Annotated in this window: 17 protein-coding genes; 6 read left to right on the forward strand and 11 right to left on the reverse strand. The window is 70.1% G+C overall.

The window, feature by feature from the left end:
• Positions 1-789 precede the first annotated feature (789 nt).
• Together VK923_15680 and VK923_15685 are read right to left on the reverse strand one after the other, a co-directional pair.
• Positions 790-1,158, reverse strand: a complete 369-nt coding sequence (locus tag VK923_15680; protein ID HSJ46114.1) for a glyoxalase superfamily protein — start codon at positions 1,156-1,158, stop codon at positions 790-792.
• An 86-nt stretch (positions 1,159-1,244) separates the two neighbouring features.
• Entirely contained in the window at positions 1,245-2,210 is a 966-nt protein-coding gene (locus VK923_15685; protein ID HSJ46115.1) for an alpha/beta fold hydrolase, read from the reverse strand.
• A gap of 126 nt (positions 2,211-2,336) precedes the next feature.
• Here VK923_15685 and VK923_15690 point away from each other — a divergent pair, with 126 nt between their 5' ends.
• Complete coding sequence (locus VK923_15690) at positions 2,337-2,831, forward strand: helix-turn-helix domain-containing protein (protein ID HSJ46116.1); 495 nt, start codon at positions 2,337-2,339, stop codon at positions 2,829-2,831.
• Between the two features lie 307 nt (positions 2,832-3,138).
• Here VK923_15690 and ligD read toward each other — a convergent pair whose 3' ends face one another.
• The 5 genes from ligD to VK923_15715 form a co-directional block, all read right to left on the reverse strand.
• Positions 3,139-4,149, reverse strand: coding sequence for a non-homologous end-joining DNA ligase (gene ligD / locus VK923_15695; GenBank protein HSJ46117.1), 1,011 nt, complete (start codon positions 4,147-4,149; stop codon positions 3,139-3,141).
• A 69-nt stretch (positions 4,150-4,218) separates the two neighbouring features.
• Complete coding sequence (locus tag VK923_15700; GenBank protein HSJ46118.1) at positions 4,219-4,656, reverse strand: SRPBCC family protein; 438 nt, start codon at positions 4,654-4,656, stop codon at positions 4,219-4,221.
• A gap of 1 nt (position 4,657) precedes the next feature.
• Positions 4,658-5,131 carry an SRPBCC domain-containing protein gene (locus VK923_15705; GenBank protein ID HSJ46119.1) on the reverse strand — a complete coding sequence of 158 codons (474 nt, stop codon included), beginning with the start codon at positions 5,129-5,131 and terminating at the stop codon, positions 4,658-4,660.
• Positions 5,124-5,462 (reverse strand): metalloregulator ArsR/SmtB family transcription factor, encoded by a 339-nt coding sequence (locus tag VK923_15710; GenBank protein ID HSJ46120.1) that lies wholly within the window; start codon positions 5,460-5,462, stop codon positions 5,124-5,126. Before VK923_15710 ends, VK923_15705 begins: the two co-directional genes overlap by 8 nt.
• A gap of 380 nt (positions 5,463-5,842) precedes the next feature.
• Positions 5,843-6,256 (reverse strand): SRPBCC domain-containing protein, encoded by a 414-nt coding sequence (locus VK923_15715; protein HSJ46121.1) that lies wholly within the window; start codon positions 6,254-6,256, stop codon positions 5,843-5,845.
• 86 nt (positions 6,257-6,342) lie between these two features.
• Here VK923_15715 and VK923_15720 point away from each other — a divergent pair, with 86 nt between their 5' ends.
• Both VK923_15720 and VK923_15725 read left to right on the forward strand, forming a co-directional pair.
• Positions 6,343-6,657 (forward strand): metalloregulator ArsR/SmtB family transcription factor, encoded by a 315-nt coding sequence (locus VK923_15720; GenBank protein ID HSJ46122.1) that lies wholly within the window; start codon positions 6,343-6,345, stop codon positions 6,655-6,657.
• Entirely contained in the window at positions 6,647-7,090 is a 444-nt protein-coding gene (locus VK923_15725; protein ID HSJ46123.1) for an SRPBCC domain-containing protein, read from the forward strand. Before VK923_15720 ends, VK923_15725 begins: the two co-directional genes overlap by 11 nt.
• 146 nt (positions 7,091-7,236) lie before the next feature.
• On the opposite strand, the gene VK923_15730 is transcribed toward VK923_15725, so the two are convergent.
• Complete coding sequence (locus VK923_15730; protein ID HSJ46124.1) at positions 7,237-7,686, reverse strand: BTAD domain-containing putative transcriptional regulator; 450 nt, start codon at positions 7,684-7,686, stop codon at positions 7,237-7,239.
• Between the two features lie 578 nt (positions 7,687-8,264).
• Positions 8,265-8,582: a TfoX/Sxy family protein gene (locus VK923_15735; protein HSJ46125.1), complete on the reverse strand. Its 318-nt coding sequence runs from the start codon at positions 8,580-8,582 to the stop codon at positions 8,265-8,267.
• 153 nt (positions 8,583-8,735) lie between these two features.
• Between VK923_15735 and VK923_15740 the strand changes: the two genes are divergently transcribed.
• The gene (locus VK923_15740) at positions 8,736-10,355 is read left to right on the forward strand and encodes a DUF2252 family protein (protein ID HSJ46126.1); all 1,620 of its coding nucleotides are present in this window, start codon (positions 8,736-8,738) and stop codon (positions 10,353-10,355) included.
• Between the two features lie 148 nt (positions 10,356-10,503).
• Here the strand turns inward: VK923_15740 and VK923_15745 are convergent, their stop codons facing one another.
• Positions 10,504-11,637: a Coenzyme F420 hydrogenase/dehydrogenase, beta subunit C-terminal domain gene (locus VK923_15745; GenBank protein HSJ46127.1), complete on the reverse strand. Its 1,134-nt coding sequence runs from the start codon at positions 11,635-11,637 to the stop codon at positions 10,504-10,506.
• A gap of 360 nt (positions 11,638-11,997) precedes the next feature.
• Here VK923_15745 and VK923_15750 point away from each other — a divergent pair, with 360 nt between their 5' ends.
• Complete coding sequence (locus VK923_15750) at positions 11,998-12,312, forward strand: hypothetical protein (GenBank protein ID HSJ46128.1); 315 nt, start codon at positions 11,998-12,000, stop codon at positions 12,310-12,312.
• Positions 12,313-12,924 (forward strand): bacterial transcriptional activator domain-containing protein, encoded by a 612-nt coding sequence (locus VK923_15755; GenBank protein ID HSJ46129.1) that lies wholly within the window; start codon positions 12,313-12,315, stop codon positions 12,922-12,924.
• A gap of 117 nt (positions 12,925-13,041) precedes the next feature.
• Here the strand turns inward: VK923_15755 and VK923_15760 are convergent, their stop codons facing one another.
• A complete protein-coding gene (locus VK923_15760; GenBank protein HSJ46130.1) occupies positions 13,042-13,596 on the reverse strand; it encodes a hypothetical protein in 555 nt (184 codons plus the stop codon).
• Positions 13,597-13,757 lie beyond the last annotated feature (161 nt).

Below are 13,757 nucleotides of genomic sequence, written 5' to 3' on the forward strand. Positions count from 1 at the left end.
CCGACTACTTCACCACCCGGATCGACCCCGAACGTCGCGCCCGTCACCTGACCCGCCAACTCGCCGACCTCGGCTACCAGGTCACACTCGCCAAGGCCGCCTGACCCCAGCCGCTCCACCGTCACCCGGCGTCACCCGCCGAGCAACCCCGCCACGCCCACATCCAAGACCACTTACGGTCATTCACGGATCAGTCAGACCCTATGGAGCGGCGGGCCGGTTGACGTGTCGACCGGTCATCACCCCCGCGCATGAAGTGTGCGGGGACTGGCCGATCCGAGGATGGGCCTCGGGCCGGACACCCCAGTCACGGGGGTGCCGACCATGGCGCATGGTGTGATCGTTGCCGGCCTCGACGTCCATGCTGCCCAGACCCACGCGGCGCAGCTGGAGGCTGCGACCGGCCAACTGTCGACGAGCAGGCTTGCCGGAGGCGCCGGCCGGCGATGGCGCCGCCTGGGCCCGGGCGTGCGCGCCGTGTATGAGGCGGCCCCACCGGGTTCGGCTGGCCCGCGCGGCCCGCGAGGCGGGGATCGATCTGCGGGTGGTGACACCGGGGTTGATCCCGAAGCGGCCGACGGATCGGGTCAAGACCGACCGGCGCGACGCGGTCCGCGGCGCGGCTGCTGGCCGCCGGCGAGTTGTCCTCGCGCGGGTGCCCACCGAGGCCGAAGAGCAGTTCCGTGATGTGGTCCGCACGCGGGAGGACGTCCGCGGCGATCTGATGCGCGGAGGCCCAGGACCGTCGCATCCAACCAGGGCGCGACCTCTCTCAGGGTCATTCACGGATCAGCGAGGCGGCAACTGCTGGAGGGACCAGCCGTTGCCGTCCGGATCGCTGAACAACACGAACCTGCCCCACGGGTAGTCGCGGACATCGCTGGCCTCGACGCCGTTGGACAGCAGATGCTCGCGGGCCGCCTCGACGTCGGCCACCACCATCTGGATGCCCTCGACCGAGCCGGGTGCCATGCCGGTCATGCCGTGGTCGAGGACGATCGAACAGGCAGAACCGGGTGGGGTCAGCTGGACGAACCGGAGGTTCTCGTCGACCCGGTGGTCGTGGTCGGCGGCGAAGCCGACCCGGTCGACGTAGAAGGCCTTGGCCCGGTCGATGTCCGCGACCGGTACGGGGAGCAGCTCGATCTTCCAGTCCATCGTTCACGTCCTTGGTCGAAGGTGATCTGAACCGTATCGAGCGATGAGGACAGCATCTGTCCTAGGTCGTCACGTTCGGTGGAGGATCAACTGAGCGCGTCGACCACCAGCTCGCGGACGTGCGGGTCGCGTAGGATCCGCCGGTGGCCCAGGCCGTGGGTGGCGACGAACGCCGCGCCTGGCCACCGGTCGGCGATGTCGCGCCCGTCAGCGATCGGCACGTCCGCGTCATCGGCGTCGTGCACGATGAGTCCTGTGGGTGCCAGGTCCGGCAGCGACCGGTCGACGTCGAGGACCTCCCACACGTCTTGGCCGAAGCGTCGCTGGTTCGCCCTGCGCAGCTCGTCGACGAGCGCGGGACGCAGCCTGGCCTGGTCGCCGAAGCGATCGAGCGCGCGGATCATGCGCCTGCCCGGCGCCAGCGCGACGAGGGTCTCCGGCGCGTCGACCCCGTCCTCGAAGGCAAGCAGCACGATCGGGAACCCCATGGAGTGCGCGACGACCGCATCGGGGCGCTCGTGGCGCAGTACTGCACCCGCGGCCCGGGCGAGCTCGAAGGCGTCCGTGGTGCGCCCGTCAGTCGTGCCGTGCGCCGGCAGGTCCGGCGCGACGACCCGCCAGCCCGCCGTGATGAGGCCCTGGGCGATGTGTCGCCAGTCCGCGGCGCGCCCTGCCCACCCGTGCACCAGGACCGCGGTCGGGCCGGCGCCACCGGTGAAGCCGCTCAGCGTGCGCCCGTCGTGGTGGAGCGACCACGGCCGCGTGTCGTTGGCGAGACCTGTGGCCGGCCGCCGGCTCGCTCGGTGGACCCATGGTGTCAGCCACAGGCGCAGCAGCGATCGCCGCGCCAGGCGCGGGTGGATGCGGCCCAGCGCCCGCGCCGTCACGTAGGAGCGTAGGAACGTGGGGCCACCGAGTGTCGGGCGCCGCCGTGCGCGCAGGCTCAGCAGACGGTCGGTCGGCCGCAGCGGCTGGGACCGACCGGACTCGAGGTCCAGCATGATCTCCCTGAGCGTCAGCACGACCGGCAAGGGGGTGGATGATGCGCGCATCGTCGTTGCTCCGGGCGCGGGCCGCGAACCGCCGCGACGTCGAGTAGGTTGCTTTTCGCAACGCACTCTACCGAAGAACGTTTCCTTCTGCAACCCACGAGCGTACGGGCAGGTAGACTGAGCGCCATGCCCCGCCGCGTGGACCTCTCCGCCTTCTCGTGCTCGGTCGCGCGCACCCTCGACGTCGTCGGCGACAAGTGGACGCTGCTGGTGCTGCGCGACGCCTTCTACGGCGTGCGCCGGTTCGAGGACTTCACGCGCGACCTCGGTATCGCGCGCAACATCCTGACCGACCGGCTCGGACGGCTGGTCGACGCCGGTGTGCTCGAACGCCGGCAGTACGAGGAGCACCCGCCCCGGTTCGAGTACCGCCTGACCGCCAAGGGCCGTGACCTGCTGCCCGTGCTGCTGGCCATGATGCACTGGGGCGACACGTGGGCCGGCCCCGGCGACGACCCGCCCATCGATCTGATCCACGACGCCTGTGGACGGACGACCCACGCCGTCACGGTCTGCGCTGGCTGCGGCGAGGAGCTCACGCCCTTCAATGTGCGCGTCGAGCCCCTGCCGCCGGTGATCAACGATGTCATTGCGCGCCGTCGCGTCGCATCAACCGCCTGACCGCCCGGCGGACGGTCAACGCGACTGGGACCAAATATAACCCTTGACACGAGGGTGAGAGTTCCGCGCATCGTGAGCGGTTGACCACCAGACGCGACATCCCGCCACACAGGGATGGAGCCGGGACGATGACGACGGCGACACCGCCGGCGGGGTTGTACGACGACCCCGAAGCCACAGGTCAGCTGTGCTGGGCGACCCTGGTTGCAGGCACGGTACGTGGCACTCGTGATGGCGCGGTAACGTGGAGGGGGCCGACCTGCCGGACTTCGAGGTCACGTCATCCTGCCGGGGGTGGCCTCCGCGCTCATTCGTGTGAACGGGCTCTGCTGGGCGCAACTCGCGGCGGCTCGTCGGGCTGTTTGGGATAGACCGGCGGCCACGGCGCATCCATCAACCCGTTCGCCCGGTCGCGCTCGTGCATCTCGAGCAGCGTGTCGAGCGACTGCGGGCTGTCGTTGATGCCCTCCCACGGGTCGCCGAGGGCGTCCAGCCGAGCGGGCAGGCTCGCGATCGTGAGCTCGTCGGGATCGATCTCGTCGAGCTCGTCCCAGCTGACGGGCGTCGACACCTGCCCACCCACACGGTCACGGACCGACCACGCGCCGAACACCGTCTTGTGCGGGGCGTTCTGGTTGTAGTCGAGGAACACACGCGTACCTCGCTCCTCCTTCCACCAGGCCGCTGTGATGAGGTCCGGCCGTCGGCGCTCCAGCTCGCGGGCGATGGCGACCGCCGCGTGTCGCACCTGGTAGGAGTCCCAGAGTCGCGCGAGCCGCACGTATACATGCAGACCGCGTCGTCCGGTCGTCTTGGGCCATGCGGTCACGCCGACCTCGTGGAGCAGCGTGCGCAGCTCGTGGGCCGCGACGACGGCGTCGCGGAACACGGTGCCCGGTTGCGGGTCGAGGTCGAGGCGCAGCTCGTCGGTGTGGTCCGGGTCGTCGGCCGGGAACGGCCACGGGTGGAAACCGAGGCACCCGAGGTTGACCGCCCAGGCGAGGTGCGCGATGTCGCCGACGACCATCGCGCGCGACGGCGTGCCGTTCACGGTCATCACTGTTGTCGTCTGGAGCCAGTCGGGCGCGTTCTTGGGGACCCGCTTCTGGAAGAACGACGGTCCACCCGCGCCTTCGGGAAAGCGTTGGAGCATGACGGGCCGGCCACCCATCGTGCGCATGACGGGCTCGGCGAACCGCTGGTAGTGCTCGACCAGGTCGAGCTTGGTCTCGCCGCGCTTCGGGAAGAACACCTTGTCCGCGCTCGTGATCCGGACCTGGTGCCCGTCGATCGTCATCTCGTGCGCGGTCCCTGCCACGGGTGGCATCGTACCGGTCCGGTGGCGTGCCGGCTGCGGCCCGGATGTGGGTGCCGGCACGCGCGGTCGTCAGGTACCGTCCTCGAGCAGGGCCTTGAGCCGTCGGTAGTCGGCGGTCACCGAGCGCTGGGCGAGGCGCTGCACGATCGGAGCAGCCAGGCGGAAGAACCGGCCGGGGTCGCCACTGATCGCCGCCTCGACGCGGCAGGTCCACGTGTCGACCGCCGTGACCGAGCGGGTGACGCGGATCGGGAACGGGCCGCTGGTCGACTGGATCGTGATCGATCGTCCCGGCTCGTGCCCGACCACCTCGAACTCGGTCACGACCTGCCGTCCCAGGAACGCCGCCTCCTGCCGGTACGTGGCGCCGACGCCGATCGGCGGCGGCGAGGTCCACGCACACGAACGCATGCCCTGCTGCCAGCGGGAGTTGTTGGATGCGTCGGCGATGAAGGCGAACACCTCGTCGGCGGGCCGTTCGATGGTCTGTACTGCTGCGAGGTTCACGTCATCGTTCCTGTCTCACGCGTTTCACGACCTCGTCGGGGTGCTCCGCCCACGGGGCGGGCCCCGGATCGACGCCGTCGATCACCGCGCCGAGCCTTGTCAGGAACCGGTCCCAGCCGTGCTCGTGCAGCGTGGCATCGTCGCCGTCGAGGCCGCGGTGGGTCAGCCGCAGCCGGGTGCCGGTCGCGATGGGCGTCAGCTCGACGGTGACCTCGGTCGATCCCGCCGGCACCGGTATGGCCTCCGCGCGCTCCCAGCCCCACGTGAACACGAGGCGGTGGGGTGGATCGAGCTCGACGTACCGGCCGAGGCAGGCGTCCTTGTCGGCCAGCGTGAAGCGGAACACCCCGCCGGGGACGGGGTCGAGCTCCGCGTTGTCGCCGAGCCAGCGCACGAGGAGGTCTGGCTCGGTGAACATCGCAAAGAGGACGTCGGGCGGTGCGGCGATGTTGCGCTCGATCACGATGTCAGCCACGACGTTGCGTCTCCTCCTCGGCGGCTGCCTGCAACGCGTCGAGACGGTCGTCCCAGAAGCCTGCGACCAGCGCCCGGATCCTCGCGAGGCGGTCGCGGTCGGCCCGGTACCACCGGCGGTTGCCGTCGACGCGTACCGCCACCAGGTTCGCGTCGCGCAACACGCGCAGGTGCTGGCTGGCCGAGGGCCGCGACATGCTCGTGTGCTCGGCGAGGTCGGTCGACGTCCGCTCGGCGCTCCAGACCAGTCGGAGCATGCGGCGGCGTCCGGGGTGCGCGAGGGCCCGGAGTGCCGCATCGTCGTACGCAGCCGCAGACGATTCAGTAGTCACGCAATTAAGTTAGCACGCAACAGGCGTCCAGGCGCAATGCGGACGACCCCCTCGGGGCGCGGAGGGTCGTTCGCATCAGGTGGGAAGTGTTGGTCACGCGGGACGGACGCGCAAGCGTGCCCGTCGCGACGGCCAGGCGAATGTCCGGCGCGGTTTCCGCCGGGGGACGCGCGACCGGCGGGCCCGCTCGGCCTCCCGCGCACGGTCCGCCATGACAACGGCGACGTGATAGTCGATGTATGACATTGGGGGTGCGCCTGTTCGAGGTGTGTGCACATCCTCGTAGAAGGTCCGCGCCCCGCCACGGGTGGTTTCTGCCCACATCTGTCCTGTCCCGCTGCCTGCCTACATGCCAGCCCGTCGCCGCGCCAGTGCGTTGCTCAGGCGCTGCCCTCGGCCTGATCCTTGAGGCCGAAGATGAACCGCGCCCAGGCCGGGGTGATGACGGGGATGATCGGGTTGGCGGGGTCGAACCCCTCGTGCGTGAACAGCAACCGTGTCCCCGTGCCCTCGTCAGGCTCCTCGACTCGCCATCGGATCGTCGTGTCAGCCCACCACGGTGGGAACGCCAGCGTCGCCCATGCGAGGCTTCGGTCGCCGCGCTCTACGGCGAACTCGAACGACTGGGGGACGTCGGGAAACGAGATGCGGAACGCACCCCCGTCCTTGCCGGGGTCGCCGTCCACGGGTCGTGACCACCACCGTTCGACGCCGTCGGACGTCGTCAGTGCCTGCAGCACGGTGCCGGGGTCGGCGTCGATGTTGAACTGCATGTGGATCGCGTAGTCGCCCATCGGGGTGCTCCCGGGATCGTCTATTTTAGTCACGGGTAGAATACCACCCCCGTACGCTACTTCAACCTGGACTAAAGTGGATGGGGATGGACCCATGGCAGATCGTCGCCGAGCCACGACGACGCGAGATCCTGCGGCTCGTCTGGGACGACGAGCTGTCTGCCGGCGACATCGCCGATCGGTTCGACGTCACCTTCGGCGCGGTGTCGCAGCACCTCGCCGTGCTCCGTGACGCAGGGTACGTCACGGTCCGTCGTGCCGGTAACCGCCGCTACTACCGCACGGACAAGGAGCGGCTCGGGCCGCTGCGGCCGGCGCTGGAGCTCATGTGGACGCAGACCCTGGACCAGCTCGCCGAGGCGGTCGAGGCCGAGCCGACGGAGCAGGCCGATGACGAGTGAGCCGGCGACGCTCGTCGTCGAACGTCATGTGGACGCCACACCCGCGGCGGTCTACGCCTACCTGACGGACTCGGAGCGCTGGGTGCGGTGGCAGGGCGCCGAGGCCACGATCGACGCCCAGCCAGGCGGCCTGTTCCGCATCCTGATGGGCAACGGCATGTGCGCGCGTGGGCAGTTCGTCGAACTGGTGCGCGACACCCGCGTCGTCTTCACGTGGGGCTGGATCGACATGCCGGACCTGCCCCCCGGCTCGACGATCGTCGAGATCGACCTCGAGCAGGACGGCGGCGGCACGCTGATCCGCCTGACACACCGCGACCTGCCAGCCGATCACGCGGACGTCCACCGCATCGGCTGGGAGCACTACCTGGCGCGCCTCGGTGTCTGCGCCGCCGGCGGCGACCCGGGGCCCGACCCTGGCGTCGGTGCCTGATCTGTCCGACCGCCGAGAATCGCGTCGCGAAGCGCCGGGCATGGGGACTGCGGAGGTCTCTCCCGCGAGGCTTGTCTTCAGATTGCGTAGGTGCGCGGCCATGGGACGGTCGGTGCGCTCTGCGGTGCGGTTCGTCCCTGGTCAAGTCAGGGGGAGGGGCACGCGTCCAGGTGCAGGTACTGCTGGCATTCGGCGTCGGTCAGGTCACGGGTCAGCTCGCTAAGCACCCGTTGATGCAGCGACCGCAGCTCGTCGGAAGGATTGATCCCGAGCTGGTCGGCCAGCCGGGCGCGGGCACGGTCGTAGGCGGCGAGGGCATCGCCCTGCCGGCCGGCGCGATCTTGCGCTCGCCCGCTGCTCTCGATGCGGTGAGCGCCAGGTGAACGCCGCAGGTGGGAGACGTAGCTCTGCAGGGAGCTGCGCGCGGCGGGCGGCGGATCGTCGTCCCACACCAACGCTGCCAACATGTCGATGGGCACGGTCTGGTTGGCACGGACCAGCAGGTGCGCCCGCACCAGCCGCTGCTTCGGTCCACCGAGCGGCTGGTCCCGGCCAGCCTCGGACACCCCCAGGGGACCAAGGCAACGGAACTGCATGGTGGCCTCAGCGTCGGCGTCGCCAGCCTAGGCCCACCCGACGACAATGAAGCGCGTTGACAGATGTCACGCGATCAGGCAGGTCCGTGCCGAGCTGGGACGCCGCGAGCACATCGAGGTCAGCCGGTTCGCCAACCAGGCGCGCGCCCTCACGCCGGCGCAGCCCGACCCGGACGTCACGCAACGCCGCCGGCCCGGAGTGCAGCCCTACCCCAGGCGAGTGCCCGTCCGCCGGACATCCACCGACGCCCCGCCGATCCAGCGAGGCGTCGGAATGTGCCTCAGGTGATTGCCGGGATCGGAAGGGCGCGCTGGCCGGGGAGCACGGGAGCCGGTGCGGCGTCCTGAGAGTCGGCGCGCGTCATGGACGCAGGGTCGACAGCCAGCGGAGGGACCAGGGTCGGTAGCAGCGACGTCTGATCAGGCCCGGGCCGGGGGCGACGGCGCCGGAGATGTGAGCACACATAGACGCCGTTGCGGTAGTGCCAGCGGACGAAGACCATGCACCCATTGTAGAACGGTTGTTCGGTGTGGAGCCCAGTCTCCGCATGTGGTGACCAGGCGCCACGCCCAGAGGCTCAGCGGCGCTTCGACGTCGCGTGGCCGACGGCGATCGCCTCGCGCGCCCAGACCTGCAGCGTGTCGTGGTCCTCGAGCACGTCGACGGGTACCGACCAGTACGGCATGGTCATGAACTGCTCGCTGCCGGCGTCCGCGTAGCGCGCCCGCGTCGCGTCGTCGACCTTGAAGTGCAGGGTCGACTCGCTGTCGAGCAGCGCGAACATGTCGCCGTCCTCCCAGATCCCGTAGCCGCCGAACATCTTGCGGCCGGTGACCGCGCCGAGGGGCTCGAGCAGCTCCATCACGTAGGCGACGTAGCCGTCGTCGAGTGCCATCGCCCCGCTCCTTGTCCGTGACGGCCGAGGGTACCGCCGGGAACTCGGCTCGCGCCATCGCCTCGCTCCTCGTCCGTGACGGCCGAGGGTACCGCCGGGAACTCGGCTCGCGCCGCCGTTGCACACGCGGTCGGTCTGGGTAAGCAAACGGCCATGAGCACCGACACCGCATCGCTGGACAACGCGACACGCAGGGAGCTGTACGCGCTCGCCAAGGAGCGCGGCCTCGAGGGACGCTCGTCGATGAGCAAGGAGGAGCTGGTCGCCGCGCTCCGCGACGGCGACCCGCCCGACGGTGATCCACCGTCGGCGGAATCTGACACCACCGATCAGTCCCCCGCGAAGGCCGCCGACCGCGGCGCACCGAAGGCCGCCGACGACACTCCCGTCACCGACACCAGCCACGGTGGCCAGCAGCCGGCAGGGTCGCGGTTCGAGGCCTTCAGTGCCCTCGCCGAGGCCCGCGCCCGCGGCGATCTCGTCATGCTGCCGCGCATCCTGGAGGGCAATGACCGGCGCCTGCACGTGCGGCAGACCCTGCGCGAGGACCACCAGACGCGCATCGCCAACCGTCACGAGGACGCGCAGGCCAAGTTCGACGAGCTGGCCGACTCGCTCTACTCGTTCTTCCGCGGCACGTGCCTGCTGTTCTACCGGGACCTGGCGGGTGAGGACGCGTGGATGCCCACGGTGCTCACCCTCGGCGACGTGCACCCAGAGAACTTCGGCGTGATGCCCAGCGCCGACAACGTGCCCATCTTCGGTGTGAACGACTTCGACGAGGCGTACTACGCGCCGTTCACGTGGGACCTCAAGCGCGGCGCGGTCGGCTTCATGATCGCTGCGCAGGAGGAGGGTGGCCACGGTCCGAAGCGACAGCGCAAGATCGCCCGGCGGTTCGTGCACGGCTACATCGACGGCATCAGCCGGTACGCCGACGACCCGATCGAGCACGAGCACCAGGTGCGGATGGACAACGCGCCGAAGCTCATCCGCAAGCTGATCAAGAGCGCGACGCAGGACCGCGCCGAGTGGTTGGCCGACGACCACCACGACGAGTACGGGCGCGGGTTTCGCGCCGACGACGAGCTGGTGCCGATCAGCAGCCGCCGCGACGAGTTCCAGGCGCTGATCGACCGCTTCGTCGAGGAGAACGACATCGACGTGCCGCCCCGTGCCGGTGAGATGCGCGTCAAGGACGTCGCCGAGCGCAAGGGAGCAGGCACTGCATCCCTGGGCCTCGCCCGCTACTACATCCTGATCGAGGGCCCGAACGCTGACGGGTTCGACGACCTCGTGATCGAGCTCAAGCAGGCACGCCGGTCCGCGCTGGCGGGGCTGGTCCCACCCTCGGAGTACGCCTTCGACGGACACGCCGACCGCATCGCCCATGCGCACGGCGTCCAGCTGGTGCGGGGTGACGTGTTCTACGGCCACATCGAGTTCGAGGGCATGAGCTTCATGTCACGCGAGCGCGCTCCGTTCCGCGACGACATCGACCTCGACGACCTGTCCAAGAGCCAGTGGATGGACTACGCCGCGATCTGCGGGAAGGCCCTGGCCCATGCCCACGCGCTGTCGGACGACGTCGGTCAACTCGAGCACGACATCGAACCCAAGATCGTCGCGGCGGTCGGCAGCCAGACGCTGTTCATCGACGACATCGTGCGGTTCGCCGAGGAGGCAGCCGACCGGGTGCGCCGCGACCACGAGCTGTTCACCGCCGACCACGAGCTGGGCGCGTTCGCCAGCGTCGACGTCATCTACCGTTGACGGCAGCGGACGTCATCCACACCTGAGCCGCTCGGCCGCACAGCAGAGGGCACGCGTTCCCGTGACCCGCATCAGGTCCGTGCCGAGGGAGCTGCCACTCGATCGATAGGACGGACTGATGTGGTGGGTTGGCTCCCCGGGATGCCGGTCAGGACGTTTGGACGATGGGCAGCAGGCCCGGCGCGCGGTGGGCCTCCACCAGGTCGTCGCTCGGCCAGCGCTTGCGTGACCTGACCGACAGGCTGCGCAGGAGCTTCATCGCGACCGCGTCGTCCTCGGCGGGGCGCACCTCGACGAGCCCTGCGTCGATGACGCCGGTCATCCAGTCCTCACCGCGCTGGGTGCGCACCAGTGTGAGCGTCCAGTTGTCGTCCGCGCCGATGCCCCCGACCGAGATGTCGGCGTGCTCCGCTGCGAAGTCCGGACACTTCTTGCAGCCCTCCCGCGTGTACGGATGCAATTTCTTCAACGGGATCTCATGGTACTGACCGTCGCGGGTCCAGATCATGTAGCGGCCCTTGATGTTGATCTTGGTGACATCGGCGATGTCGATGCCGTGCTCGGCGAGCACCTGGGCCTGCCCGTCGTAGGTGAACGTCTTGGAGCACAGCAGCCCGATGGTCAGGGCCAGCTTGTTCTTGAACTTGTTGACCCCGTAGGCAGACAGCGTCCCGTTGATCGACGCCTGGCACGACATGCCGACCAGCGCGACCTGCTTGAGCCGCTCGTCGGCCGCCTGCTCCAACGCGAGCGGGTTCGCGGAGTACGTGTAGCGCGACCCGGCGGTGGCCAGCACGTCGGCGCGCGTCTTCGCCAGGAACGGCTCGGAGTCGAATGGCCCGCGCTTGTCGACGATCTGTGACGTCGCCGCCGCCTCGATCCTGCCGGTCTCCAGCCCCCAGATCAGCAGCACCGACACGAGCCCGCCGTCCTGGCCCGCCTCGTGCACCGCCTCGTCGGTCGCGCGGCACAGCAGCACCGACCGGGCGATGCCGTAGACCTCCTCGTGCTCGCGCGGGCGGCCGAACAGCTCGGCGTCCAGATCGGTCTCCCATGCCCGGAACCGAGGGCACGCCCGCGTGCAGATGTCACACCCGCGGTCGCCGATCCAACAGCCGTCGAAGGCGTTGCCCTCACCGATCTGCACCGGCCAGTAGTCGTCGGTGTAGTCGAGGACGTCGCGCGGGCACGCCATCACACAGGCGGCGCAGCCAGTGCACAATCCGGTGTCGACGACCTCGTGGTAGAGCTCGTGCCAGTGGACGTTGTCTCGGTCAGCCACAGATGCTCCTGACGCCCAGCCACCCCTCAGGTTCGCAGGCGAAGTGCCGCCCGACAACGGATTCCAAATATCTCACCGCGCCGTCGACGCTCATCATCGACGCGGCCCGTCCGACCGGCGGGTTGCTCGCCATGATCGTCGAGCGTCGCCGGCGCGCCAACCGGTGCGTGCATGCCCCTGCAAGCTGGGCGGCGATCACACCGGCCGGTCGGCTGCTCGACGGCATCCGTGCCGCCTCGTGGAGCGGGTGAGCAGCCTGGTCGTGGTGGCGTCGCGCCGCACCGACCGGCTGGCCCTGCCGCATGCTGCTCTGGTCGCCGCCGACGTGGTCACCGGGCCGCCGCCACCGATGGTGTCGAGATGCCTTCCGAGGTCACCGATCGATTGCTCGGAATCACCGCCGGACGTCCGACGCTGGCGCATGACGTCCTCGACGCCGCCGGTGTGTGGCCGCACGACGCGGTCGCCGGCGCGATCACAGGGCGCTCGACCTGGCAGTGGCTGCTCGATCACCTGACCGCCACCCTGGTCGCCGGCGCGACCGGCGACCAGCGCGCGGCGCTCGAGCTGGGTGTCGCCACCGGCTACTTCCACCCACCAGATCGTCACGAGCAGCCTGGACATGGCCACCCTGCGTCCCTGGCTCGTGGCCCTGGAGCAGGGGTGTGTGGGTGACTGCGCACCGCGTGGCGCGCCGCGGGTGGCCCGCCAGCTGCGCACGCTGGCGTCGCCGGGACACCGCGGCTACGCCGTGCTGCGCCATCGGCCGGGCGCGTCCCGGTCACGCCGCGTCACGCGACGAGCTTCCTCAAGGAGCCCGGCCGGAGATCGACAGCTTCGAACGGTCGCTCGTCGCCGGCCGCCGCGGCGGAGGCCGACGGACGCGTGCGTGACGCGCTGGTGGCATACCGCGCGGCGGTCGGTCTTCTGTGGGGCGGCGACCACGCGTGCGACACGCCATTCGAGCAGTGGAGCATGGTCCCCCGCGAGCATCTGACGCCGCGCTACACCGACCCCCTCGACCGCATGAGCCGGCTGCAGCTCGACGCTGGCCAGATCGAGGCGTGCACGGCAACGGCCCACCGGATGCTCGATGTCGATCCGTCACACGAGGACGCGAACCGCCTGCTGATGCGCGTCTACGCCGGACAGGGCCGGGTGCATCTGGCGCTGCGGCAGTACGAGCTATGCGTTCGTGCCCTGCGGGCGACGGTGGACGCGGCCCCGTCGGCTGAGACCGAGCGCCTGCGTGACGCCGTGGTCGCCGGCTCGGACGCGCGGGTCTGACAGAACGAGGGCCTACACAGTGGGGTGGCGGCCGACCCCCAGTTGGGCCGGTGTGTGGGTGTTCTGCGTCAGCTTGCCCATGCGCCCGTGAGCGGGTTCAGCGTAACCAGTCCGCGGCTACACCATGTCGTCGTCGGACCACGCCGCATGCCGCTGCCGGCGCGCGAACGCGCGGACCGTGGGGTGGCTCCGGCGCGAGCGCAGCACCCGGTCGGCAGCCTCCCGCGCACCGACGACCATCCCCACCCGTGCGAGCGCGGTCGCCCGGTAGCTCAGCAGGAGGGCCGTGACATCGTCGACGACGTCCACGCCGTGCGTCATCGCGAGCACGTCGCTGTGGCGCCGTGCGGCGCTCGACAGCGCCACCGCGGAGACCCGGGCATGGACCGTGACCCCGAGCTGACCTGCGATCGTCAGGGCGTCATCGTCCACGTCGCCGCCGGCGACCGCATCGAGCTGCGCACCGGCCGTGCCGTCGCGATCGTCGTCCACGATGCGCGCGAGCGCAGCCAGGACCGTGGCTGCGGCCCACGCCTCGGGGTGCGTGGCGGCCACGGTGTCGAACGCCTCGGGATCCGCGACGGGATCGGTGACGAGTGCCTGGAGCTGCTCGACCGGTCCTCCGCCGGCATGGCCCCGGATCGGTGTGACCGATGATGCGACTGACGACATGGGACTCCCCTCCACCTCCGCGGCTCAGCGCATGGACCTCCTCGGCCGGAACCGCGGTTCCGACGACGATAGGCCATCGCGGCGGGCATGTGCACATGAGGGACGCCGTGTCACGAACATATCGATGAACTCTCGGAGCGTGGCCGGACGTCTCGGCCGGG

The sequence above is a fragment of the Euzebyales bacterium genome, assembly GCA_035461305.1.
Taxonomy (GTDB): domain Bacteria; phylum Actinomycetota; class Nitriliruptoria; order Euzebyales; family JAHELV01; genus JAHELV01.

What these genes read in the sequence shown, in the direction of transcription:
- VK923_15680 (HSJ46114.1), bottom strand. Translation starts at nt 1,158, where the DNA reads ATGGACTGGAAGATCGAGCTGCTCCCCGTACCGGTCGCGGACATCGAC.
- VK923_15730 (HSJ46124.1), bottom strand. Translation starts at nt 7,686, where the DNA reads ATGCAGTTCCGTTGCCTTGGTCCCCTGGGGGTGTCCGAGGCTGGCCGG.
- VK923_15690 (HSJ46116.1), top strand. Translation starts at nt 2,337, where the DNA reads ATGCCCCGCCGCGTGGACCTCTCCGCCTTCTCGTGCTCGGTCGCGCGC.
- VK923_15725 (HSJ46123.1), top strand. Translation starts at nt 6,647, where the DNA reads ATGACGAGTGAGCCGGCGACGCTCGTCGTCGAACGTCATGTGGACGCC.
- VK923_15735 (HSJ46125.1), bottom strand. Translation starts at nt 8,582, where the DNA reads ATGGCACTCGACGACGGCTACGTCGCCTACGTGATGGAGCTGCTCGAG.
- VK923_15760 (HSJ46130.1), bottom strand. Translation starts at nt 13,596, where the DNA reads ATGTCGTCAGTCGCATCATCGGTCACACCGATCCGGGGCCATGCCGGC.
- VK923_15750 (HSJ46128.1), top strand. Translation starts at nt 11,998, where the DNA reads ATGCCTTCCGAGGTCACCGATCGATTGCTCGGAATCACCGCCGGACGT.
- VK923_15685 (HSJ46115.1), bottom strand. Translation starts at nt 2,210, where the DNA reads ATGCGCGCATCATCCACCCCCTTGCCGGTCGTGCTGACGCTCAGGGAG.
- VK923_15740 (HSJ46126.1), top strand. Translation starts at nt 8,736, where the DNA reads ATGAGCACCGACACCGCATCGCTGGACAACGCGACACGCAGGGAGCTG.
- VK923_15715 (HSJ46121.1), bottom strand. Translation starts at nt 6,256, where the DNA reads ATGGGCGACTACGCGATCCACATGCAGTTCAACATCGACGCCGACCCC.
- VK923_15720 (HSJ46122.1), top strand. Translation starts at nt 6,343, where the DNA reads ATGGACCCATGGCAGATCGTCGCCGAGCCACGACGACGCGAGATCCTG.